Here is a 23,143-nt window from a genome sequence, read left to right as displayed (position 1 = left end):
CTCGGCGCCAGATCTCAGCGCCAGGTCTCGGCGTAGGCCGAGGCGTCGCATGGGGACTTCCCGAGGCGGCCGACGACCGCCTCGGGTTGAGGATCGGTGATCAGGCCGCCCGGACGTTGGAGAGGAACTGCTCCATCTCCGCCTGCAGGGCGTGGGACTGCTCGGCGAGCGCGTCCGCCGCCGCGGCGACGGCGCCGGCCGCACGGCCCGCATCGTCCGCCTCCTCGGCCACCGCGGCGATGCTCGCCGTCACCGCGCCGGTGCCGGTCGAGGCCTGGGCCATGCTGCGCACGATCTCCTGGGTCGTGGCGCCCTGCTCCTCCACCGCCGTGGCGATGCTGGTGGTCACCCCGCTCATGGTCTGGATCTGCGCGGCGATCTCCTGAATCGCCTGGGAAACGCCGCCGGCGGCGGCCTGGATCGCGCCGACCTGCTGGCCGATCTCCTCGGTGGCGCGGGCGGTCTGGGAGGCCAGCTCCTTCACCTCGGCCGCCACGACCGCGAAGCCGCGGCCGGCCTCGCCGGCGCGGGCCGCCTCGATCGTGGCGTTGAGCGCCAGAAGGTTGGTCTGGCCGGCGATGGTCGAGACGAGGCCGACCACGTCGCCGATGCGGTTGGCCGCCGCGGAGAGGGCGGCCATCGTCGTCTCGGTGCGGCCCGCGGCCTCCACCGCCTGCGCCGACATGCCGGCGGCCTGCTCGACCTGACGACCGATCTCCTCGACGGTGGCGCCGAGTTCCTCGGCCGCCGCCGCCACGGCGTTGACGTTGCCGGCGGTCTGCTGGGCAGCGCCCGCGACGCTGGTGGAGCGGGCGGCCGTGCTCTCGACCGAGTGGCGCATCCGGCCCGACGAGGCCTGGAGCCCGCCGACCGCCTCCGAGACCCGCGCCACGATGGCGCCGACCGATTGCTCGAAGCGGTCGGCGAGGTCGCGCAGGAGGACGCGTCGCTCCTGCTCCTCGCGCATCCGTGCCGCCTCGGTGGTCTTGAGCTGCTGGGCCGCCTCCTCCAGCGACAGGTCGCGGATCGTCACCACGGCGCGGGCGATGTCGCCGATCTCGTCGCGGCGGCGGTGACCCGGCACCTCGGCCAGGGGCTGGCGGGCGGCCAGCGCCTGCAGCGCGCGGGTCAGCGCGCCGAGCGGCACGACCAGGGAGCGGGTGAGCAGCAGGCCGGCCAGCCCGGTGCCGGCGAGCACGCACAGGCCGATCAGGGCCAGCGTCCGCGAGAGGGCGTTCGCCGCGCTCACGGCCTCCGCCTCGCTCTGCTCGGCGATCACCGCCCAGGGCGCGCCGAGCACCGAGACGGGCGCGCTCGCCGCCATGTGGCCGCCCCCGGGCGTCGCGTAGGCGAAGCTGCCGCGCGTCCGGGTCCGCTCGGCCGGGATGCCGATCTCGGCGAGCGCGGTGCCGGCCCGCACCGCTTGGTTCAGGGGCGGGTTGGAGCGCAGGCGCCCGTCGGCGCCCGCCGCCACGACCTGCCCGGTCTCGCCGAGGCCCACGCGCTTGGCCAGGGTCCGGTCGAACAGGGCGGGCGTCACGCGCAGCGCGATGAAGCCGAACCGCTCCGCCGCCTGCCCTGTGCCCATGGCGACGTTCGCCCGCTTGGTGATCACCCGGCCGATGAAGGCGGAGGGGCCCTCACCCACGGGATAGGCGGCGAAATCCTCGAACACGGGCGCGTCCGAATCCTGCGCCTTCAGCCGCGCGACGAGGCGGGCGAGGCCGCTGCCGGCGAGCGCCGGATCGTCGAGGGACTGGGCGAAATCCGCGCCCTTGGTGGTGGTGTAGGCGATGCGGCCCTGCTCATCGACGACGATAAGGTCGCCGTAGCCCGGATCGGCGATGAGGCGGCGGGCCACCTCCTGCACCTTGCCGTGGCGGCGGCCATACATCGTGCTGGGCGCTTCGAAAGCGAGGCGCGCCTCGGGCGTCGCCAGATCGCGCAGGGCGGTGGTGACGGCGGCGTAATCGGGCTTGGCGGGATCGAGCGTCTCGATCAGGTCGGGGGCGTTCGAGGCGACCTGCGGGTGCCCGGCGACCGACAGGAAGTCGGCCAGCATCCGGTCGGCGACGAGTTCGATCGCGTCGCGCCGCGCCTCGGCGGCCAGTTGCAGGCGCTCGCCCGCGGCCTCGACGAGGCCCGACTTGGCCGATGACCAGCTCAAGGCTCCCATCGCTGTCGCGCTGAGCAGCGCGAGGCCGATCGTGGCCGCGGGCAATCGGGTGCTGATGCGTTGCAGGCTCGGCATGTCGTCGGATCGGCTCGCAGAAAAAGACGACACTCGATAAAATATCGAACGTTAAAGACCCGCAAATCTTGCGCATTATTCCCGCCGATCCCGGATGTTTCGAACCTCCGGACGCTCTCCTTGCAAGCTCCACTGAGGCGACGACGGATTCAGGACGCTGATCTTATAAACATGTGTTATATTTCTTGAGCTCTGTTCGTCCCCTCATCGGGATGCGCCGCTCACACTACCCTCTTGGATCGGTCGGCGGGCTCAAGGCAAAAGCCGTCGATCGGCCCGGGCTTCCCGACACTCCCGAGAGGGTGGCGCGCCGTCGCGCAGGGTGTCCGCTGTCGCGGCGGAGGCGCTTGAACATCGCTCGAAGCCGGCCCAGGCCCCCGGGCCGGATCAGGCCGGCGCCCCGCGAACGGGCCGAACCACTTCGGAAGACTTAAGCCGCAATTGCCGGCAGGTGCCCCATCGCCGCCGATCCCGGACGCGCCCGCCCGCGCTACCCTCGCCGCCTTCGTTCCCAACCGAACAGGCGCGAGACCAAGCGGAGGAGGGCGGCCATGGCGATCAGTCCCGACGGAGCGCTCCCCTACTTCGTCGCCGACGGCTATCTCGTCTCGCTCTATCCGTGGCAGGGCCAGCGCGTCGCCCTCCTGACATCGGCCAACGACCTCGACGGCGATGTGATGGAGGACATCCTCAACCGGATCGACGCCGCCTACGACGTCTATCTCGGCCTCACCGGGCAGGCTCCGGCCCCATACAAGCTCTATAACGGCCTGCTCACCATCGCCGAGGTACCCACGGCGCTCGGCGGCGCGGCGAACGCGATCGGCTATCTCGGCGCCTCCGGCATCGAGCTCACCACCGCCGCCTTCGATCAGCTCTACGCCGGTGCGGCCGCCGACGGCACCTTCGATCAGACGGTCTTCTACGAACTCGGACGGAACTTCTGGTTCTACGGCCCGCAACTGGGGACGGTGGATGCCTTCGTCACCGGGTTCGCGATCGTCAACCGCTTCGTCTCCATGGAGGAGGCCGGGATTCCCGGCAGCGCATTCGGCGCGCTGCCCTTCGGCGAATTCAAGCAATCCATCCTCGAAGACTTGGCGCAGACCTTCTTCGGGGAGGCGGGCACCACGCTCGCCAACACGCTCGGCGCGGCGACCGGCGTTCCGAACGGCAACGGCTGGGGGCCTGCGGACCTCGCCGCCTCGCTGCTCTACCAAGTCTACGAGGATTTCGGCCTTGAGGCCTATGCGCGCTTCTATGGGGATCTCGCCCTTCGCCCCGCCGCGGACACCCCGGCGGAGGCCTTCGGCAATCTCGTCGCCGCAGCGAGCCAGGCGACGGGGATCGATTACGGCTTCCTCAACAAGGACGAGGGCACCGCGTACATCGTCGGCGGCCGGGGCGACGACCGGCTCGAAGCCGACGGGAGCGGCAACCCGGTGCTCGGCTTTGCCGGCGACGACACGCTCATCGGCACCGCCGGGGCCGACCGGCTGTTCGGCGACGCGGGCGACGACGTCCTGCGCGGCGGGGCCGGGCGCGACGAACTCGTCGGCGGGGCGGGCAACGACACCTACTTCGTCGATACGCCCGGCGACCGCGTGTTCGAGGGGACGGGGCACGGCACCGACCGGATCGTGGCGACGAGCAGCTACCGGCTCGCCGACGGCCAGGAGATCGAGATCCTGCAGCTCGCCAAGGGGGCCGGCGGCACCGGCTGGGCGCCCCTGTCGCTGACCGGCAACGCCTTCGGCCAGACGCTCGTCGGCAATGCCGGCGACAACCGGCTCGACGGCGGCGGCGGCGACGACCGCCTCGCGGGCGGGCTCGGCGACGATCGGCTCACGGGGGGATCAGGCGCCGACACCTTCGTGTTCGACACCCGGCCCGGCCGCGGCAATGTCGATCACGTCAGCGACTTCGCGTCGTCGGACGACGTGTTTCAACTCGACCACGCGGTCTTCTCGCGCCTCGACATCGGCGTGCTGGCGCCGGGGCAGTTCAAGATCCTCGGCCCGGCCAAGGCGGCCCAGGCGGCGAAGACGGATGCCGACGACCGCATCCTCTACAAGCAGAAGACGGGCGAGCTGTTCTACGACGCCGACGGCAGCGGCCGAAAGGAAGCCGTCCTGATCGCCGTGCTCGACAACCACGCCACCCTCGACCACACGGACTTCCTCATCGTGTGATCCCCCTCGCGCACGCATCGGCGACACGCGTCGGCGGCAGGCGCCGGCCGTCAGTGCAGCTTCGGCCCGATCAGGAAGCGGTCGCGGTCCACCGAGGTCAGCGCGAGCCGTGTCAGGCGCCCGTCCCGGTTGACCGTGAGCGGCACCCGCACCCCCGCCGGGCCGAGGGCCCAGACCTGCCGGAAGAAGCCCGCGAGGTCGGTCACCGGCTCGCCCGCCACCTCGGCCAGAACGTCGCCCGCGCGCAGGCCGGCGGCCTCCGCCGGGCCCTTGTCGGCGATCCCCATCACCACGACGCCGTCCTCGGTCTCCGTGGCGTAGAGGCCGAGCCAGGGACGCGGCGGGCGGTCGGCCCGGCCGCGGGTTTCGAGATCGGCGAGGATCGGCGGCAGGAGCTCGATCGGCACGACCATGTTGATCGCCCGGCCCGCGCCCGAACCGCCCTGCTGAAGCTGCAGCGAGCCGATGCCGATCAGGGCGCCGTCGGGTCCGATCAGGGCGGTGCCGCCCCAGTGCGGGTGGGAGGGAGCGGTGAACAGAGCCTCGTCGAGGACGTATTCCCAGTAGCCGGCGAATTCCTGCCGGGCGACGAGTTCGACCGAGAGGCTGTGCGAGCGCCCGCCGGCGCCGGCGATCACGCCCCGCTCGCCGACCTGCAGCGCGTCCGAGTGCCCGAGCCGCAGCGCCGGCAGGTCGAGGCGGCCCAGCGCCTGGACGAGGCCGAAGCCGGTCTCCCCGTCATAGCCGACGACGTGGGCCGGCACCGAGCGCCCGTCATGGGTGGTGAGCCAGACGCTCTCGGCCTCCAGCACGAGGTAGCCGATGGTGAGCACGAGCCCGTCCTCGCGGATCACGACGCCGTTGCCCGCCCGCTCGGTGCCGAGCGTCTCCGCGGTGAAGGCCTCCGCCGGCACCCGGCTGGACAGCGAGACGACCGAGGTCAGCGCCCGCTCCAGATCGTAGGAATAGTCGCCGGCCTTCGGCTGCAGGGCGGCCGGGATCCTGAATTCGCCGTGCGCGGACATGTTCGATTTCCCTGCGCCCCGCGCCATCCGTGAACCGCACCCGAGGACCGGTCTCCGGGACGGCGAGCCCGTGGGCGCCACGCGTCCGTCTCCCGTTCGCGAGGGGCCGGCCGGGCGGCGCTTCCGACAAGATAAGGCGGCGCCGGCCGCCCCGACACCCGCCCGGGGCCGCGTCGAAAGGCGCCCGCGCCACGGTCCCGCGCCACGGTCCCGAAACGGCCGAAGCCGCCCGGCCTTGCGGCTGGACGGCTTCGTCACCCTTGTGACCGGGGACGCTGCGCGCGTCCCCGACCGAAGCGATCGCGTGGCGATCAGTACTTGCGAACCAGCGGAGCCGGGGCCGGAGCGGCCGCAGCCACCGGGGTGTAGAGCGGAGCGATGATGCGGAACCAGCCATCGGTGCTCTCGCGGACGCCGGCCGAGGTCACGACGTCGCGGGCGACGTAGGCCTGAACCGAGAACGGTCCGAAGTCGTAGCCGATGAGGCCGCCGAGGGCGAACCGGCCACCGCGACCGATGCGGCTGGTCGGGTCGTTCACGAAGGCGAGCAGGTTCGGGTCGAGGTTGACCGTGCCGTAGCCGATCGCGCCGATCTCGAACTTGCCGAACTTCTTGGTCGCGGTCAGGTCGAGGTTGAACGCGTCCGAGATCTGCACCGGGCCGAAGAAGCCGGGGATGCCGTTGCGGCCGTCGAAGCGGCTGGGCGAGTCGTAGAAGTTGTAGGTCAGGTTGGCGGTCAGGTTCCAGCCGTCGCCGGTGTAGCTGATCGCGCCGCCGACACGGTAGGTGTTGGAGGCCAGGATGTTCAGGCCGCCGCCGCGACCGGCGTTGAGCTCGTTGAGGTACGAACCGCCGAGCAGGCTGACGCCGATGTTGCCGCCGAGGTCGAACGCCCAGATCGCGCCGACGAAGGTGCCGACGTTGATCGAGGTGTCACGGCCGCCCGCGGCGCGGCTGAAGGTGAACACGGTCGGGGGGGCCACGACGAACTCGAGCCGGCCGCCGAACGGCACGTAGGGGGTCGCCCACACCAGGATCGGAATGTTGACGGCGGTGTCGACCGCGGTCGCGTTCGGGCCATCCGGGCTGCGGTAGGTGAAGGTGTTGATCGCGTAGATGCCCTCGGGGAGCGGCGCGCCAACGGCCAGACCGACCTGCTCACCGGGAACCGTGGTCGTCTGCGCCTGGGCGACGGTCGTCGTCATTCCGGCCGTGAGCGCGATCGCGCCTGCGGCGAGCCAGTTCTTCATCATTTTTCTCGTTCCTTCCCAAGGATTTCAGGCGTCCGCCCCGTAGCGCCCGCACCCCTCTGGCCTCCCTCTCTCCCCAGAGTGGGATGGCTGGTGTGATGCCGGGGCCCCCTTACGGCCGCACCTCAAGTCTCGACGTCGGGAACTATTCTACAGACCGGCTGCGAAAGACAGGGGATTGCCTCCAATCTCGGCAGTTCGGACCCTACCGTTGCGCAAAAGCCGCATTTTCGCTGCGGAGCAACAGGGTTCTTAACGATCCGTTAATGCAGTCGATCTTGGCCCGGCGACGGTGCAGGGCGGCATTCAAGCGAAATAGTACATTGCCATCAAGCCATTGGACGCGTCTCCCGGCCGGGATGCTTCGGCAGGACGGTCCGGGCGATTGCGCAAGTGCGAACGAGGGATCCGCCCCTCGCCGGCGTGGACCGGCCCACGGGCGGGACGACCGGAGCGGCGCAGCCGGCCGAATCGTCGCTCCGGCCCGTTTCCGGGGCGGGGACGACCCGGCTGCCGCCAGGTTGCGCGCCCCGCCGAACCGGCCCCGGAGCCGGCCCCTACTCGGCGGCCTGGCGACCCGCGGCCGCCCCGCGGCGGCGCGGTGCGGCCTTCGAGGGTGCCTTGTCCGCGGCCTTGTCCGCAGCCTTGCCGGCCCCCGGCTTGGGCGGTTTGCCGGCGGGGCGCCGCGCCAGCACCTCGCGCAGGAAGCGGCCGGTATGGCTCGCCGTGCTCGCGGCGATCTCCTCCGGCGTGCCCTGCGCCACGACGCGGCCGCCGCCGTCGCCGCCCTCGGGGCCCATGTCGATCACCCAGTCGGCGGTCTTGATGACCTCCAGGTTGTGCTCGATCACCACGACGGTGTTGCCCTGCTCGACCAGCTCGTGGAGCACCTCCATCAGCTTGGCGACGTCGTGGAAGTGCAGGCCGGTGGTCGGCTCGTCGAGGATGTAGAGGGTACGCCCCGTGGCCCGCTTCGACAGCTCCTTCGAGAGCTTCACCCGCTGCGCCTCGCCGCCCGAGAGCGTGGTCGCCTGCTGGCCGACGCGGACGTAGTGCAGGCCGACCCGGGCCAGCGTCTCCATCTTTTCGCGAATGGACGGGACGGCCTTGAACAGATCCGCCGCCTCCTCCACCGTCATGTCGAGCACGTCGGCGATGGACTTGTTGCGGTAGCGCACCTCCAGCGTCTCGCGGTCGTAGCGCTTGCCCTTGCACACGTCGCAGGTGACGTAGACGTCGGGCAGGAAGTGCATCTCGATCTTGATGACGCCGTCGCCCGAGCAGGCCTCGCAGCGCCCGCCCTTCACGTTGAAGGAGAAGCGGCCCGCCTGATAGCCGCGGGCCTTGGCCTCGGGCAGGCCGGCGAACCAGTCGCGGATCGGGGTGAAGGCGCCGGTATAGGTCGCCGGGTTCGAGCGCGGGGTGCGGCCGATCGGCGACTGGTCGATGTCGATGACCTTGTCGAGATGCTCCAGCCCGTCGATCCGCTCGAACGGCGCCGGGTGCTCCAGGGCGCCGTTCAGGCGCTTGGCCGCCGCCTTGTAGAGCGTGTCGATCACCAGCGTGGACTTGCCGCCGCCGGAGACGCCGGTGATGCAGGTGAAGGTGCCGAGCGGAATCTCGGCGGTCACGTTCTTCAGGTTGTTGCCGCGCGCGCCCACCAGCCGCAGCATCCCGCGGCCGGGCTTGCGCCGGGCCTTGGGCGTATGCACCGAGAGTTCGCCGGTCAGGTACTTCGCGGTGAGCGAGGCCGGATCCTTCAGGAGCTCTTCCGGCGTGCCCTGGGCGACGATCTCGCCGCCGTGGATGCCCGCGCCCGGCCCGACATCGACCACGTAGTCGGCCTGGAGGATCGCGTCCTCGTCGTGCTCGACCACGATCACCGAGTTGCCGAGGTCGCGCAGGCGCTTGAGGGTGCCGAGCAGGCGCTCGTTGTCGCGCTGGTGCAGGCCGATCGAGGGCTCGTCGAGGACGTAGAGCACGCCCGTGAGCCCCGAGCCGATCTGCGAGGCGAGCCGGATCCGCTGGCTCTCGCCGCCCGAGAGCGAGCCCGAGCCGCGGGCGAGCGTCAGGTATTCGAGCCCGACATCGACGAGGAAGGTCAGCCGGTCGCGGATTTCCTTGAGGATGCGGACGGCGATCTCGTTCTGCTTGTCGGTGAGCTTTGCCGAGATCTCGGAGAACCAGCGATGGGCCTCGCGCACCGACAAAGCGGTGACGTCGCCGATGTCCTGCCGGTCGATCTTGACCGCGAGCGCCTCGGGCTTGAGCCGCTTGCCGCCGCAGGCGGCACACGGCGTCGCGCTCATGAAGCGGCCGATCTCCTCGCGCGAGGCGTCGCTCTCGGTCTCCTTGTAGCGCCGCTCCAGGTTCGGGATCACGCCCTCGAACGGCTTGTTGACCGAGTAGGAGCGCAGGCCGTCGTTGTAGTCGAAGCGCACCGATTCCTTGCCCGTGCCGAACAGGATCACGTCGCGGGCGCTCGCGGGGAGCGCCGACCACGCCACGCTGGTCTTGAAGCCGAAATGCCTGGCGAGCGCGTCGAGCGTCTGGTCGTAATAGGGCGAGGTCGATTTGGCCCAGGGAGCGACCGCGCCGCGCTTCAGGGTCAGCGCGGGGTCGGAGATCACGAGTTCGGGGTCGATCCGCATCTCGTGGCCGATGCCGCCGCAGGTCGGGCAGGCGCCGAAGGGGTTGTTGAACGAGAACAGCCGCGGCTCGATCTCGGGAATCGTGAAGCCGGAGACGGGACAGGCGAAGCGCGACGAGAACGTGATCTTTTTCGGGGTTTCGCCTTCCGGCGCATCGGCGAACTCGATGTCGGCGATGCCGTCGGCGAGATCGAGCGCGGTCTCGAAGGAGTCGGCGAGGCGGCTGGCGATGTCGTCGCGCACGACGATGCGGTCCACCACCACGTCGATGTCGTGCTTGAGCTTCTTGTCGAGCTTCGGCACGTCGTCGATCGGATAGTACTCGCCGTCGATGCGAAGGCGCTGAAAGCCCTTCTTCTGGAACTCGGCGATTTCCTTGCGGTACTCGCCCTTGCGCCCGCGCACCACGGGCGCGAGCAGGTAGAGCCGCGTCTTCTCGGGCAGTTCCAGCACCCGGTCGACCATCTGGCTGACGGTCTGGCTCTCGATCGGCTCACCGGTGGCGGGCGAGTAGGGGATGCCGACCCGCGCCCACAGGAGGCGCATGTAGTCGTAGATCTCCGTGACGGTGCCGACGGTGGAGCGCGGATTCTTCGAGGTGGTCTTCTGCTCGATGGAGATCGCCGGCGAGAGCCCGTCGATCTGATCGACATCGGGCTTCGACATCATCTCCAGGAACTGGCGGGCATAGGCCGAGAGCGACTCGACGTAGCGGCGTTGCCCTTCCGCGTAGATCGTGTCGAAGGCCAGCGACGACTTGCCCGAACCCGACAGGCCGGTGAACACCACGAACTTGTCGCGGGGAATCGTCAGATCGACGTTCTTGAGATTGTGCTCGCGGGCGCCGCGCACCGAGATGACGCGGGTGTCGCGCGGGGCCGAACCGGCGGCATCGAACAGGGCGGAGAGCCGTGCGTCGGTCTGTTCCTCGGTTGCGGCCGCGGTCTCGGCTTTGCGGGCTTTGGCTTTGGCCATGGACGACAAGTTCTCTGCGACGATCCGGGCGAACCGATGCGGCGCCCTCTGTGTTCGGACGGGCAACGGATATGCCGCGCGCGCAAGACAGGTTCCGGGGACGGAAGATGGGTTCCGGGCGGCCCGAAACCACTAGAACGGAACGGGTACGACGGCAATGCCGGCCCGAAACGTTCAGGCAACGCTCAAACAACGGTCAAGCTTGCGAGCGTCCCGAGCAGGATCAGCGTCGCCGCGCCCCCGAGCCCGAAGCGGCCCGCATGCAGGCGCCCCCAGCGCGCGACCAGGGCGCGGATCTCCGGCCCCGCAGCGGGCGGTTCGAGCGCCTCCAGCCGCCGGTTGACCGGCATGATCACGATCAGCGTGTAGGGCCAGTTCGCCACGAGCACGAAGCCTCCGACCAGGAAGCCCGTCCGCCCGGTGAGCCACCACGCCAGCGCGGCGCAGAGGAAGCCGGCGACCGCGAGGCTTCCCTGCATGGCGGTGCCGCCGCGATAGGCCCGGCGCCACTGCACCAGCAGGGCGGGCTCGGGGATCAGCAGGCGCGCCGGCTGTTCGGCGACGAGAATGTAGAGGGCGGCCCCCGTGAACAGGGCGGCGATGACGAGGGCGAGGAGGCCGGGGATCATCGGGCGGCTACGCTCCCCCATCCCCGGCATTGCGCGCCATGAAGGTCGCGGGCGTCCCGTCCTCCGGGTTCACGAAGACGATGTCGGTGGGTTCGCGCCGCGGCGTGTCGACGGAGAGGAAGACCAGCGGCTCCTCCAGGATCTGCGGCAGGGCGTGGACGGTGCGCCGGTCGAACAGCAGGAGCTGACCGGGGCCGAACTCCGCCTCGCGTCCCGCTTCGCCGATCCAGAACGTCCCGCGGCCGGACAGGCAGACGAGCACCTCGTCGCAGGTCTCGTGGTCGTGCGGCGGGGTCGGGCGGTAGACCCGGAACACCCGCACGCTCGCCGCCGCGCGGTCGGACAGGTAGGTATCGACCAGCAGGGTCGATGCGTGCGCGGGAAGGCTTTTCGCGATGGCGTGGAGGTCGAAGCGGCCACCCGCCGCGTCGGGCGACAAGGCCCCTCCGGCTCCATCGGATGCGGACATGGTGCTCTCCCCGCGCATCGGCAGGCGTCAGGTTGCTCTTGAAGACCGCGTGCCACTCTTCGTGGACATGTGCCACCGGCCACCGATGTCGAGACCCGGGTGCGACATCCCGTGCCACGAATCCCGATGCACCTTCATGCCGCAGCCAATGCCCGCAACCTGATCATATTGGAGAGATCATGCTCATCGGCACGGCAGTCACGCTACGAATCAACCAAGCAGCTTAAAAAGCAGCCAAAGCACAAATCGAGCCCAATAAGGATTTCTCTTGAGTTAGATTTGTATTAATAAAACAACCCGATCTTATCGACACTGCCGAGCGAAGCAGGAGCATGATTCTTCGAACCACATGATGGTTCGGTGCAAGGATGTGCTTCGAGCCAAAGACCCCGACACACCGCTCGATCCACGCGATCGGGTGCGGTTTCGGAAGCGCCGGCACGGATCGATCTCGGGGGTTCGTATGAGCAACTTGACACTCGCCCACGTCGTCAACGCATCCGCGCACACCTTGAAATCCAATGCCTCGTCCAATCTCGGCTCGATCCAGTCGATCGCCAGCCGCATGAAGCTGCTGGCGCTGAATGCGCTGATCGAGGCGGCCCATGCCGGCGAGAAGGGCGCCGGGTTCTCCGTCGTCGCCCAGGAGGTCCGGACGGTCTCGACCGAGGTCGAGACGCTGGCGGCGGCCCTCGGGCGCGGCCTCAGCACGGGGGTGGACGAGCTGACCGGAGCCGTCGAACGGCTCGCGAGCGAGGCGCGGGCGACGCGCTGCGTCGATCTCGCCCTGAATGCCGTCGAGCTGATCGACCGCAACCTCTACGAGCGCACCTGCGACGTGCGCTGGTGGGCCACCGATGCCGCCGTGGTCGCCTGCGGCCTGGATCCGACGCCGACGGCCGTGGCCCATGCCTCCGAGCGACTCGGCGTGATCCTGTCGGCCTACACGGTCTACCTCGATCTCTGGCTGTGCGACCTCGAGGGCCGGGTGATCGCCAATGGCCGTCCCGACGCCTATCCGGACGCGATCGGGTCGCAGGTCGGCGCCGAAGCCTGGTTCCGAGAAGCGGCAGCGCTTCGCAACGGGGACGCGTTCACGGCGGCCGACGTGCGGACCGAGGCCCGCCTGGACGGGGCGCAGGTCGCGACCTACTGCGCGAGCGTGCGCGCCGACGGCCGCTCCGACGGGGCCCCGCTCGGCGTCCTGGCCATCCATTTCGACTGGCGGCCCCAGGCCCGCGCCATCGTCCAGGGGGTCCGGCTGGGAGCCGGCGAGAAGGACCGCACCCGTGTCATGCTCTTGGATGCCCGAAACCGCGTGATCGCCTGCTCTCGGGACGAGGGCGTGCTGACCGAGACTTATCCGCTTCGCACCGGTGGTCAGCCCCAGGGACATTACTGGGATTCACAAGGACATCTCGTCGCCTTCCACGAAACACCGGGCTACGAAACGTATCGTGGCCTGGGCTGGCGCGGTGTCATCGAGCAACGGATTAATTGAGACCGGGCGGGATTAACCACGCAGGCAACCATGGAACGCTCGGTCCGCCCGACACGACCATCTGAGCGGAAATTATAGCCTGATTGCGCAAAAATTAGGCATTTCTTCTTGGCGGCAATTTTGGGTTTACGTTCGAGCCGCATGCTCCGGCCGTTTTCGGTACGGACCGTTCCATCATGCCTCTGCCCGTTTCCCTCCCCTCCGCGGTGCTGCCGTCGTCCCTGCGCGCCCGCATCGTCGCGGTGGCCCTGATCCCCTGCCTCGCCTTCGGCGCCGTCGCGGGGGTGGCGGTCACGGAGCGGGCGGGACAGGGCCGGGCGATGGCGCGGATGGAGGAACGGGTCGGCCTCTCGGTGCGGATCGGCGCCTTCGTCCACGAGGCGCAGAAGGAGCGCGGCGCCTCCAGCCTCTATCTCGGCTCGAAGGGCAGCCAGTTCGCTCCCGAACTCGCCGCGCAGCGCACGCTGACGGATGCGGCGCGCGCCGCCCTGATCGCCGATCTAGACGCCGCCGATCGCGAAGCCGGGGCGGGGGACGACGCGGATTTCGCGCGCAAGGCGGCGGCCTTGCGCGAGCGGCTCGCCGGGATCGAGCGCCATCGCGGCGCCGTGGATCGGCTCGAAGTCGGCGTTCCGGCCAACCTCGCTGTCTATACCGGCATCATCGCGGGCGCGCTCGGGACCGTGCGCGAGGTGGCCCAGATCGCCGCCGACCCGGCGATCGGCGCCCGCGTCTCCGCCCTGTCCGCCTTCCTCTCGCTCAAGGAGTTCGCCGGCCAGGAGCGGGCGGCGGCCTCGGCCGTGTTCGCCGCGGGCGCGATCGACCTCGCCGGCCTGCGCCGCCTCGCCGGTCTGGCGGCGGATCAGACGACCTTCGAGGGGCTGTTCCGCGAGACGGGCCATGCGGAGGCGATCGCCGCGCTCGATTCCGCGAACGCGTCGGAATCCGCCCGCGAGGTCGCCCGGATCCGTGCCCTCGCCCTCGACACGGCGCCGGGACAGACGCCCGGCTTCACCGACGCCAAGGGCTGGTTCCGGCTCGCCACGGGGCGCATCGACGGGCTGAAGGGGATCGAGGACCAGCTGACCGCCGCCCTGGCGCGGGAGGCGGGCGCGGCCCGGTCGCAGGCCGAGCGCACCGTGTGGCTCTGGGCCGGGGCGGCGCTCGCCACCCTGCTGCTCTCGGTGGCGCTGGCCTTCGGCCTCGGCTCGGCCATCGCGCGCCCCTTGAGCCGGATGGCCCGCGCGCTCACCGCGATCGGGCGCGGGGAGACGCAGGTCGAGATCCCGGTGAAGGGTCCGGGCGAGCTGCGCGCCATCGCCGCCGCGGCGGTGGCCTTCCGCGACAGCGTGGCCGAGCGCGCCCGCATCCGCGCCGCCCAGGAGCGCGGCGCCGAGGAGGAGGCCGTCCGGCGCCACGCGGCGATGATGGCGGTGGCCGACGGCTTCGAGGCCCGGGTCGGCGGCATCGTCGAGGCGGTTTCGGCCGCAGCCCAGCAGTTGGAGGGCGCCGCGCAGGCGCTGAGCACGGCGGCGGGCGACACCTCCGCCCTCAGCGCCTCGGCCGCGCAGGCCTCGGCGCAGGCGGCGCGCTCCTCCGACGGCATCGCCGCGGCGACCGAGGAACTCTCGGCCTCGATCCGCGAGATCTCCGCCCAGGTCGGCTCCTCGGCGCTGGCGGCGAGCGCCGCCGAGGAGGAGGCGGCCCGCACCGCCGGGGAGGTCGAGCGCCTCGCCACGGCCGCAAACAGCATCGGCCAGATCGTCGGCCTGATCTCGCAGATCGCCGGCCAGACCAACCTGCTCGCGCTCAACGCCACCATCGAGGCGGCCCGCGCCGGCGAGGCGGGCCGGGGCTTTGCCGTCGTCGCGGCCGAGGTGAAGGGGCTCGCCGCCCAGACGGCGCGGGCCACCGACGAGATCGCCGGGCGGATGGCGGAGATCGAGGCCGCCACCGGCGCCTCGGTCTCGGGCATCACCGGCATCGCCCGCACCATCCGCGACCTGTCGCGGATCTCGGGCGACATCGCCGCCGCGGTCGAGCAGCAGGGCGCGGCGACCGCCGAGATCGCCCGCACCACCGTCGAGACCTCGGGAGGCGCGCGCCGCGCCTCGGACGACGTGGCGGGCGTCGCCCGTACCGCCGACGACGCCAGCGCCGGCTCGAACCAAGTGCTCGGCGCGGCAAGCGACCTCGCCCGTCAGGCCGCGGCCCTGCGCACGGAGGTCGGCGGCTTCCTCGCTCAGGTGCGAGCGGCCTGAGTCAGGGGCTTCGAAAGGGATGATTCCTTCGCGGGTCCGGGGCGGAGCCCTGGTCGAAGGGAGATCGGGGCGCTGCCCCGATACCCCTCCGAAGGGATGATCCCTTCGGAATCTCAGGATCAGTGCCGCGCCTCGCCCTGGGCGGGGGTGTCGCCCACGGCGCTGACCGCGTCGCCGATGCGCGGCTCGACCTTGAGGTTCTGGCGCAGGCTCTGGAGATGGTCGGTCACGACCAGCGTGCCCGGCTTGAGGCCTTTGAGCACGGCGGTGTTGTCGCCGTAGACGTCGCCGACCTCGATCGCGGTCATGTGCACCGTGCCGGCCTCGTCCACCGTCCAGACCACCTGCTGGTCGAGCTGAGCCGAGAGGGCGATCGTCGGCACCAGCAGGCGCTCCTGCCGCCCGACCTCGATCCGGGCGCGCACGAAGCGGCCGGGAAGGTAGCGCTCGTCCGCGTTGTCGAGCCACGCCTGGATCAGGCGGCGGCCGGTGCGGGGATCGAAGCGGTTGTCGAGCCGGTAGATCGTGGCCTCGCGCACGGGCTCGCGCCGGGCGTCGAGGAGCTGGACCTTCACCCGCCCCTCTCCTTGAGCGACCTGCACCGCCTCCGCATCCTCGGAGGAGAGGGCCATCTGCACGTCGATCGGGTTCACTTGGACCACGGAGACGAGCTTGGTCTGGTTCTCGATCACCATGTCGCCGACATTGGTCAGCGACAGGCTGGAGCGCCCGTCGAAGGGCGCGCGGATCACCGCGTATTCGAGGTTGAGCCGCTGACGGGCGATGGCGGCCTCCGCCTCGTCGAGCTTGGCGGTGGCCGAGGCGAGGTTGGACTGGTTCTGCTGCGCCCGCTGCTCGGTGGCGAAGCCCTTGTCCGCGAGCTGCTCGGTGCGGTTCACCTCGGCCTGGGCGAAGGCGAGGGTGGCCTTGGCCTGGTCGCGCAGGGCCTCGGCGGATTTCAGGGCGACCTCGAACGGGCGCGCATCGATGCGGAACAGCACCTGCCCCTTCTTGACCATGCCGCCGGGCTCGAACGGGCGCTCCACCACGAAGCCGGTCACCCGGGCCTGCAGCTCCGCGTCGCGAGGCGAGATGATCGTGCCGGTATATTCGAAGGCGACCGGTACGTCCTGGCGGCTGGCGCGCACCACCCGCACCGCCAGCGGCTTCTCCTCGTTGCCCTTCTTCGTCTCGGCGCGGCTCGCCATCTTGAAGTGATGGGCGAGGAAGCCGGGGATCGGATGGCCCATCCCCCACCATGCCCCTCCGGCGATCCCGAGAGCCCCGACGACGAGGCCGGTGATGACGAAGCCGACGCCGGCGCGCACGTGATCCATTCTCCACAGCAGGACGGGGGTGCCCGCCCGAACCCGCCCGGCGGGCACCGAAGGGAACACGCGGAGTCCCAAGACGTTGCACGCGGGACTTTCACGGCAGCGTTGAATCTTCGGAGCCGGCCCCTCGGATGTTCGCCCGATTCGTCGACCGGCCGATCCTCGCGGGGGTGATCTCGGTCATCATCACGGTGATCGGCATCGTCGCCGGGCTGACCCTGCCGGTGGCGCAGTATCCCGAGATCGCGCCGCCGATCATCAACATCCAGGCGACCTATCCCGGCGCCTCCGCCCAGCAGGCCTACGAGTCGATCGCGATTCCGCTGGAGCAGGAGATCAACGGCGCGCCCAACCTCATCTACATCCAGTCGACCTCCTCCACCGACGGCAGCGTCTCGATCGACGCCACCTTCGAGGTCGGCTCGAACCTCGACGCCGCCGCCGCGGAAGTGCTGACCCGGTCGAGCCGCGCCGAGGCCAAGCTGCCGGAGGCGGTGCGAGCGCAGGGGCTGGAGATCCAGAAATCGTCGCGCCAGCGCCTCGGCAACGTCGTGCTCTACGCCGACGAGGGCACCGGCTTCGACGAGTTGTTCCTGGCCAACTACGCCGAGACCCAGGTCATCAAGCCCCTGCGCCGGGTCACCGGCATGGGCCGCATCCTGAACTTCTCGAACATGCGCTACGCCATGCGCATCTGGCTCGATCCGGCCAAGATGGAGGCGCTCGCCCTCTCGACCGAGACGGTGCTCCAGTCGATCGAGGCGCAGAACGCGCAGGTGACCACGGGCTCGCTCGGCAAGCTGCCGATCGATCGCGCCACGCCCTTCGAACTGCAGCTCGTCACCAAGGGCCGGCTGATGAAGCCGGAGGAGTTCGGCAACATCGTCCTGCGGGCCAACCCCGACGGCTCGGTGGTGCGCGTCTCGGACGTCGCCCGCGTCGAACTCGGCTCGGAGCAGTACGGCGTCACCTCGAACTTCGACGGCAAGCCCTCGGCCACGCTCGGCATCTTCCAGAATCCCGACGCCAACGCGGTCGACGTGATGAACGGGACGCGCGCGACCATGGCGGACCTCGCCAAGCGCTTCCCGCCCGGGCTGCACTACGCGGTTGCCCTCGACTCGACCGAGTTCGTCAAGGAAGCGATCTACGAGGTGGTGCGCACCCTGATCGAGGCGATCCTGATCGTCACGGTCGTCACCTACCTCTTCCTGCAGAACTGGCGCGCCACCCTGATCCCGACCATCGCCGTGCCGATCGCGCTGATCGGCACCTTCGGGCCGATGGCGCTGCTCGGCTTCTCCTTCAACACGCTCAGCCTGCTCGGCCTCGTGCTCGCGGTCGGCCTCGTGGTGGACGACGCGATCATCGTCGTGGAGAACACCGAGCGGCTGATGGCGGAGGGCATGGAGCCCAAGCCCGCCTCGCGCGAGGCGGTCAACGAGATCGGCGGTCCCGTCATCGCGACGACGCTGGTGCTCGCCGCGCTGTTCGTGCCGGTGGCCTTCATCCCCGGCCTGACGGGACAGCTCTACAACCAGTTCGCGCTCACCATCGCCATCTCGGTGCTGATCTCGGCGGTCGTCTCGCTGACCCTGACGCCGGCCCTGTGCGGCCTGCTGTTGAAGCCCCACCCGCCGGAGCAGCACCGGACGACGCGCTGGTGGCGCAAGCCGCTGGAGGGGTTCAACTGGGCCCTGGAGCGCTCGGCCGGCTTCGTCGTCCGGGTGATCGGCGGGCTCGCCCGCCACGTCGTCCTGACGCTCGTCGTCTTCGCGCTGTTTGCCGGCGCCACCGTGCTGCTGCTGATGCAGCGCCCGACCGGCTTCGTACCGGACGAGGACCAGGGCTATGCCTATGTCGAGGTGGTGATGCCGCTGGGCGCCTCACTGCAGCGCACGGAGGCGATGAACGCCCGCCTCGGCACCGCCCTGCGCGACCGCGACGACGTCGATCACACCATCGGGGTCAGCGGGCGCAGCTTCCTCGCGGATACGGTCGCCCCGTTCTACGGCTTCAACATCCCGATCATGAAGCCCTGGGACGAGCGCACGACCACCGTCGACGACCTGATCCGGGACATGGAGGCGCGCTTCAGGAACGACCCCGACGGGCAGGTCAACATCGCCAATCCCTCGCCGCTGCCGGGACTCGGCTCCCGCGGCGGCCTGACGCTGGAGATCCAGGACCGCTCCGGCAACGGCGGCCTCGATCTGGCGCGGACGGCCAGCACGTTCATCGACAGGATCAAGGCGCTGCCGGGGGTGGCGAGCGCCACGCCCACCACGCAATGGGGCGTGCCGCAGATCCGCCTCGACATCGACCGGGCCAAGGCCGAGCAGCTCGGCGTGCCGCTGGCGCGCCTGTTTGAGACGCTCGGCACCTATGTCGGGTCGAGCTTCGTCAATCTCTTCAACCGCTTCGGCTTCGTCTACCAGGTCTACGTCCAGAGCGATGCGTCCGGGCGGCGGCTGTTCCAGGATCTGGAGGCGCTGACGGTGCTCAACGCCCAAGGCGAGCCCGTGCGCCTCGGCTCCCTGGTGCAAGCGAAGTTCACGACGGGGCCGACGGCGGTCCTGTCCTACAACACCTATCCGGCGATCGAGGTGGCGGTGACGGTCGCCCCCGGATCCAGTTCCGGCACGGTGATCGCGGCGATCGAGGAACTGGCCGAGGATCTGCCGCGCAACACCTCCATCGAGTGGTCCGAGATCGCCTATCAGGAGAAGATCGCCGGCAACGTCGCGCCGCTGATCTTCGCCCTCGGCGTGTTCATGATCTTCTGCTTCCTGGCCGGGCAGTACGAGAGCTTGCGCCTGCCGCTGGTGATCCTGCTCGCCACGCCGCTCGCGATCTTCGGCGCGGTCGGGTTCCTCGCGCTGCGCGGCATGCCGCTCGACGTGTTCGGGCAGATCGGCCTGCTGCTTCTCGTAGGCCTCGCCGCCAAGAACGCGATCCTGCTCGTCTCCTTCGCCGAGGATCTGCGCCAGCAGGGGGAGGACGCCCTGGAGGCGGCCCGGCACGCCACGCGGATGCGCATGCGCCCGATCCTGATGACCTCGTTCGCCTTCATCCTCGGCTCGGTGCCGCTCGCGATCGCCAGCGGGGCGGGGGCGAATGCCCGACTCTCCATGGGCACGGTGGTGATCGGCGGCCTCCTCGTGGCGACGATCCTGACCCTGTTCGTCACCCCGGTCTTCTACGTCGCCGCCGAGCGGCTGCGGGGGGAGGGGGCGAAGGCGAGCGGCGGGGAGGCCAGGCCGACACCGGCGGAGTGAGCCTGCCTCAGGCGACGAGCCCGTCCAGCAACACCCGCGCCCGCGCCGCGGTCAGAGGCTTGGCGGCGAAGCGGGCGCCCTCGGGCAGCGCGCCGGGATCGGGGGCGGGGCCGGCCGAGAGGACGATGAGGGCGAGATCCGGCCGGCTCCGAGCGATCTCGCAGGTCAGGGCGAACCGGGCCTCGGCACCGGGCAGGTCGGCATCGACGACGACGAGGCGCAGCCGCGGGTGACGCTCGATCTGGAGGAGGGCGCTCTGCGCGCTCCAGGCCTCCAGCACCTCGAAGCCCGCCTCCGCCAGACGATCCGCCGTCGCGATGCGCGCATCCGTCTCGCTTTCCACGACGAGAGCCAGCGGCCGCACGGCGTTGTGCGGGTCGGGGGAAGCGGGCCTGTCCATGAAGCTCCTCGGGCGCGTCCTTGCCGACAAGCGGCGAACGGCCGGTTCGTTGCCCGGAGCCTCGCTTTTCGTCCTATTCTTTTTCGAGAAGCCCCTTCAGGGGGGCGCGGATCCGGCAGGTCACGCCCTCGCGGGCGTAAGTCATCTGCGTCTCGCCGCCGACCGCCCCCGAGAATCCACGCTCGATCAGACGCGAGCCGAAGCCCTTGCGGGTGGGCGCGGCGACCGGCGGCCCGCCGCTCTCGACCCAGGTCATCGTCACGATCGGCTCGGCGTCCTGCGAATCCTCCGGCCAGCGCCCGTGCGCGACGGTCCAGTCCACGCCGACGCGCCCGCCCGGCACCGAGAAGGCGCCGTACTTGGCTGCGTTGGTGGCGAGTTCGTGGATCATCAGCGCCAGCGACAGGGCGGCCTTGGGCCCGACTTCCAGGGCCGGCCCGGACAGGTGGATGCGGCCGGGCTCGCCGTCGTCGTGGATCGCGAGCGCTCCGGCGATCACCGCCTCCAAAGCCGCCCCCTCGCCCTCGCCCGAGAGCAGGATGTCGTGCGCCTTGCCGAGTGCCACCAGCCGGGCCACCAGCGCCTCCTTCGCCACGGCGATGTCGCTGACGTTGCGCAGGGTCTGCGAGGCGATGGCCTGGGCCATGGTCAGGGTGTTCTTCAGGCGGTGGCTCAGCTCGCGGTTGAGGAAGCGCTGCTGCTCCTCGGCCTGGATGCGGGCGAGCGCCACCGAGACCCGGCCGGTCACCTCGCGGACGAAATCGATCTCGCCCGCGTCCCAGGCCCGGGGTTCGGCGGCGTGGGCGTAGACGAGGCCGGCGCACGCGCCCCGCCGCATCAGCGGCACCGCGATCAGGGCGCGGATGCCGGCGGCCCTGTAGCCGCCTGCATCCGGTGCGAGGCCGGGATCGGCGCTCAGATCGGCCACGGCCAGGGTCTCGCCGCGGCGCAGCCGCGCGAGCGTGGCCGGCAACGGCGCGGAGGCGGCACGCCGATTTGCTCCCCTGTCCGCTCCCTCCTCCGCTCCTGCGTCCGCTCCTTCGCGCGCGGCGCCGCCGGTCCCCTTGAGATCCGCGGCATCGACCGCCGCGTAACCCGCATCCCGCAGGCCGAGGGTGCGCCCGAGAACCCGGGCCACGATCCCGCGGATCTCGAGGGGGCTGGCGGCGTCGCGCAATCCGTCGCCGAGTTCGATCAGCGCCGCCTGGCGCGCCTCGGCCGCCTTCTCCGCGGTGATGTCCTCGATCATCGCCGTGGCCTGGATCGCCTCGCCGCGCACCTGCGAGACGAGGTTGACCCGGCCCCAGATCAGGCGCCCGTCCTTGCGGCGGTAGCGCTTCTCCAGGGTCTCGCGCACGATCTCGCCCGCGGCCAGCCGGCGGTGCAGCCGGTCGCGCTCCGCCGCATCCGCCTCCGGCGTCCACTTGGCGACGGAATGCCCGACGATGTCGGCTTCCTCCGCGCCCCAGATCGCGCAGAGCTTGGCGTTGGCCTCCAGCGCGACCATCGTGCGCGGATCGATCTGCACGATGCCGACATTGGCGCCCTCGACCACCGCCCGGAGCTGGGCGGCGACGCGGTTGCGCTCGGTCAGGTCCAGCATGGCGCCGATCATGCGCTGCGGCCTGCCGTCGGCCCCGCGCGCCATCGAGCCGCGGTCGAGCACGTCGGCATAGGCGCCGTCGGCGCGGCGGAACCGGTATTCGTGGTGCCAGTCCTGTCCGTCGCCGTCGATGACGCGGCGGATATCCGCCTCCACGCGGACGCGATCCTCGGGATGGATGCGGTCGAGCCACCACCGGCCGGTCGGCTCGACCGCCTCCGGTGCCCAGCCGTAGGCGGCCTGCAGGGCCTCGTTCCACAGCACGTGGTCGGCGACGAGATCCCAGTCCCAGATCGCGTCGTTGGTGGCGCGGGTGACGAGGCGGTAGCGCTCCTCGGTGGCCGCGACGGCGGCCTGCGCCGCGCGCTCGGCGGTCACGTCCCGCACCGTGCCGACGAAGCGGCGCGCCCGCCGTTGTCCGCCATTCCCTTCGACGACGAGGGTGCCGCGGGCCGCGACCCAGGCGAGCACCGTGCCGTCCGCCGCGATCGTGCGATAGGTGCAGTCGAACAGGCCGGGTCCGGCGGGGTCGAGGGCCGCCTGTACCGCGGCATCGGTGCGCGCCCGGTCCTCGGGATGGAGGCGGGCGAGGAAGGTGCCGGCATAGCTCACCGGCTCGTCCGGCCCGACCCCGAACAGGGCCCGGGTGCGCCGGTCCCAGGCCAGGGTGCCCGCCACGAGGTCGTCGTCGAAGATGCCGGCCCCGGTCGCCTCGACCGCGAGCCGCAGGCGCAGTTCGCTGTCGGCCAGGGCTGCGGCTTCGGACTTGCGCGCGGCGATGCCGCGGCGCAGTTCGAGCTGCGTCATCACCGTGCGGGCGAGCGCCGTGAGGCCCGCGCCCTGCGCGTCGCTCAGCCCCGAGGGCCGCGGCACGGTGTCGAGCACGCACAGGGTTCCGATCGCCACCCCTTCCGGGGTGATCAGGGGCGCGCCGGCATAGAAGCGGATTCCGGGTTCTTTCGTGACCAGGGGATTGGCACGGGTGCGCGGGTCGGCGGCAAGGTCGGGAATGACCAGGAGGGCGCGCTCGGCCAGCGCGTGAACGCAGATCGAGTGGTCGAGTCCGGTCTCGCCGGGCGCGAAACCGAGCCGGGCCTTGAACCATTGCCGGTCGCTGGCCAGCAGGCTGACGAGGGCGGTCGGTGCTCCACAGAGCTGCGCGGCCAGCGCAACGGCATCGTCGAAGGCGGTCTCGGCGGGCGTGTCGAGGATGCCGTAGTGGTCGAGCGCGGCCAGCCGCTCGGCCTCGAAGGGGGGATGTGCGAACGCGTCGGGCGGTCGGCTCATGGACGGACCCGGCAAAGGCGCCCCTGGCAGGGGCGCG

General features: G+C 70.7%; 13 protein-coding genes. 4 read left to right on the top strand and 9 right to left on the bottom strand.

Annotation, left to right across the window (positions count from 1 at the left end; genetic code table 11):
* Positions 1–100: 100 nt before the first annotated feature.
* Positions 101–2,251, bottom strand: coding sequence for a methyl-accepting chemotaxis protein (locus tag HNR51_RS13905; protein WP_182555289.1), 2,151 nt, complete (start codon positions 2,249–2,251; stop codon positions 101–103).
* Positions 2,252–2,802: 551 nt separating this feature from the next.
* Between HNR51_RS13905 and HNR51_RS13900 the strand changes: the two genes are divergently transcribed.
* Complete coding sequence (locus HNR51_RS13900; protein WP_182555288.1) at positions 2,803–4,443, top strand: calcium-binding protein; 1,641 nt, start codon at positions 2,803–2,805, stop codon at positions 4,441–4,443.
* A gap of 50 nt (positions 4,444–4,493) precedes the next feature.
* On the opposite strand, the gene HNR51_RS13895 is transcribed toward HNR51_RS13900, so the two are convergent.
* The 5 genes from HNR51_RS13895 to HNR51_RS13875 all read right to left on the bottom strand — a co-directional run bounded on the left by HNR51_RS13895 (position 4,494) and on the right by HNR51_RS13875 (position 11,442).
* Positions 4,494–5,468, bottom strand: a complete 975-nt coding sequence (locus HNR51_RS13895; protein ID WP_141953253.1) for a S1C family serine protease — start codon at positions 5,466–5,468, stop codon at positions 4,494–4,496.
* Positions 5,469–5,779: 311 nt separating this feature from the next.
* Positions 5,780–6,721 carry a transporter family protein gene (locus HNR51_RS13890; RefSeq protein WP_012456067.1) on the bottom strand — a complete coding sequence of 314 codons (942 nt, stop codon included), beginning with the start codon at positions 6,719–6,721 and terminating at the stop codon, positions 5,780–5,782.
* A 554-nt stretch (positions 6,722–7,275) separates the two neighbouring features.
* A complete protein-coding gene (gene uvrA / locus HNR51_RS13885) occupies positions 7,276–10,344 on the bottom strand; it encodes an excinuclease ABC subunit UvrA (protein WP_182555287.1) in 3,069 nt (1,022 codons plus the stop codon).
* Positions 10,345–10,529: 185 nt separating this feature from the next.
* The gene (locus HNR51_RS13880; RefSeq protein WP_182555286.1) at positions 10,530–10,973 is read right to left on the bottom strand and encodes an anthrone oxygenase family protein; all 444 of its coding nucleotides are present in this window, start codon (positions 10,971–10,973) and stop codon (positions 10,530–10,532) included.
* Positions 10,974–10,980: 7 nt separating this feature from the next.
* A complete protein-coding gene (locus HNR51_RS13875; RefSeq protein ID WP_182555285.1) occupies positions 10,981–11,442 on the bottom strand; it encodes a cupin domain-containing protein in 462 nt (153 codons plus the stop codon).
* Between the two features lie 463 nt (positions 11,443–11,905).
* Between HNR51_RS13875 and HNR51_RS13870 the strand changes: the two genes are divergently transcribed.
* Together HNR51_RS13870 and HNR51_RS13865 are read left to right on the top strand one after the other, a co-directional pair.
* On the top strand, positions 11,906–12,943 hold the full coding sequence (locus tag HNR51_RS13870) for a methyl-accepting chemotaxis protein (RefSeq protein WP_182555284.1): 1,038 nt from the start codon (positions 11,906–11,908) through the stop codon (positions 12,941–12,943).
* Between the two features lie 176 nt (positions 12,944–13,119).
* Positions 13,120–15,204 (top strand): methyl-accepting chemotaxis protein, encoded by a 2,085-nt coding sequence (locus HNR51_RS13865; RefSeq protein ID WP_182555283.1) that lies wholly within the window; start codon positions 13,120–13,122, stop codon positions 15,202–15,204.
* A gap of 119 nt (positions 15,205–15,323) precedes the next feature.
* On the opposite strand, the gene HNR51_RS13860 is transcribed toward HNR51_RS13865, so the two are convergent.
* Positions 15,324–16,532, bottom strand: coding sequence for an efflux RND transporter periplasmic adaptor subunit (locus HNR51_RS13860; RefSeq protein WP_141953263.1), 1,209 nt, complete (start codon positions 16,530–16,532; stop codon positions 15,324–15,326).
* A gap of 137 nt (positions 16,533–16,669) precedes the next feature.
* On the opposite strand from HNR51_RS13860, the gene HNR51_RS13855 reads away from it, so the two are divergent.
* Entirely contained in the window at positions 16,670–19,816 is a 3,147-nt protein-coding gene (locus HNR51_RS13855) for an efflux RND transporter permease subunit (RefSeq protein WP_182555282.1), read from the top strand.
* 7 nt (positions 19,817–19,823) lie between these two features.
* On the opposite strand, the gene HNR51_RS13850 is transcribed toward HNR51_RS13855, so the two are convergent.
* Both HNR51_RS13850 and HNR51_RS13845 read right to left on the bottom strand, forming a co-directional pair.
* Positions 19,824–20,216 (bottom strand): DNA-binding transcriptional response regulator, encoded by a 393-nt coding sequence (locus tag HNR51_RS13850; RefSeq protein ID WP_182555281.1) that lies wholly within the window; start codon positions 20,214–20,216, stop codon positions 19,824–19,826.
* 73 nt (positions 20,217–20,289) lie between these two features.
* Positions 20,290–23,106: a PAS domain S-box protein gene (locus HNR51_RS13845; protein WP_182555280.1), complete on the bottom strand. Its 2,817-nt coding sequence runs from the start codon at positions 23,104–23,106 to the stop codon at positions 20,290–20,292.
* Between the last annotated feature and the right edge of the window lie 37 nt (positions 23,107–23,143).

This window comes from Methylorubrum thiocyanatum (genome assembly GCA_014138645.1).
GTDB lineage: Bacteria > Pseudomonadota > Alphaproteobacteria > Rhizobiales > Beijerinckiaceae > Methylobacterium > Methylobacterium thiocyanatum.
Note: the sequence above shows the minus strand (reverse complement) of the source record. Positions and strands in the feature narration are given on the sequence as shown.

What these genes read in the sequence shown, in the direction of transcription:
- HNR51_RS13865 (WP_182555283.1), top strand. Translation starts at nt 13,120, where the DNA reads ATGCCTCTGCCCGTTTCCCTCCCCTCCGCGGTGCTGCCGTCGTCCCTG.
- HNR51_RS13855 (WP_182555282.1), top strand. Translation starts at nt 16,670, where the DNA reads ATGTTCGCCCGATTCGTCGACCGGCCGATCCTCGCGGGGGTGATCTCG.
- HNR51_RS13895 (WP_141953253.1), bottom strand. Translation starts at nt 5,468, where the DNA reads ATGTCCGCGCACGGCGAATTCAGGATCCCGGCCGCCCTGCAGCCGAAG.
- HNR51_RS13850 (WP_182555281.1), bottom strand. Translation starts at nt 20,216, where the DNA reads ATGGACAGGCCCGCTTCCCCCGACCCGCACAACGCCGTGCGGCCGCTG.
- HNR51_RS13900 (WP_182555288.1), top strand. Translation starts at nt 2,803, where the DNA reads ATGGCGATCAGTCCCGACGGAGCGCTCCCCTACTTCGTCGCCGACGGC.
- HNR51_RS13845 (WP_182555280.1), bottom strand. Translation starts at nt 23,106, where the DNA reads ATGAGCCGACCGCCCGACGCGTTCGCACATCCCCCCTTCGAGGCCGAG.
- HNR51_RS13880 (WP_182555286.1), bottom strand. Translation starts at nt 10,973, where the DNA reads ATGATCCCCGGCCTCCTCGCCCTCGTCATCGCCGCCCTGTTCACGGGG.
- HNR51_RS13890 (WP_012456067.1), bottom strand. Translation starts at nt 6,721, where the DNA reads ATGATGAAGAACTGGCTCGCCGCAGGCGCGATCGCGCTCACGGCCGGA.
- uvrA (WP_182555287.1), bottom strand. Translation starts at nt 10,344, where the DNA reads ATGGCCAAAGCCAAAGCCCGCAAAGCCGAGACCGCGGCCGCAACCGAG.
- HNR51_RS13905 (WP_182555289.1), bottom strand. Translation starts at nt 2,251, where the DNA reads ATGCCGAGCCTGCAACGCATCAGCACCCGATTGCCCGCGGCCACGATC.
- HNR51_RS13870 (WP_182555284.1), top strand. Translation starts at nt 11,906, where the DNA reads ATGAGCAACTTGACACTCGCCCACGTCGTCAACGCATCCGCGCACACC.
- HNR51_RS13875 (WP_182555285.1), bottom strand. Translation starts at nt 11,442, where the DNA reads ATGTCCGCATCCGATGGAGCCGGAGGGGCCTTGTCGCCCGACGCGGCG.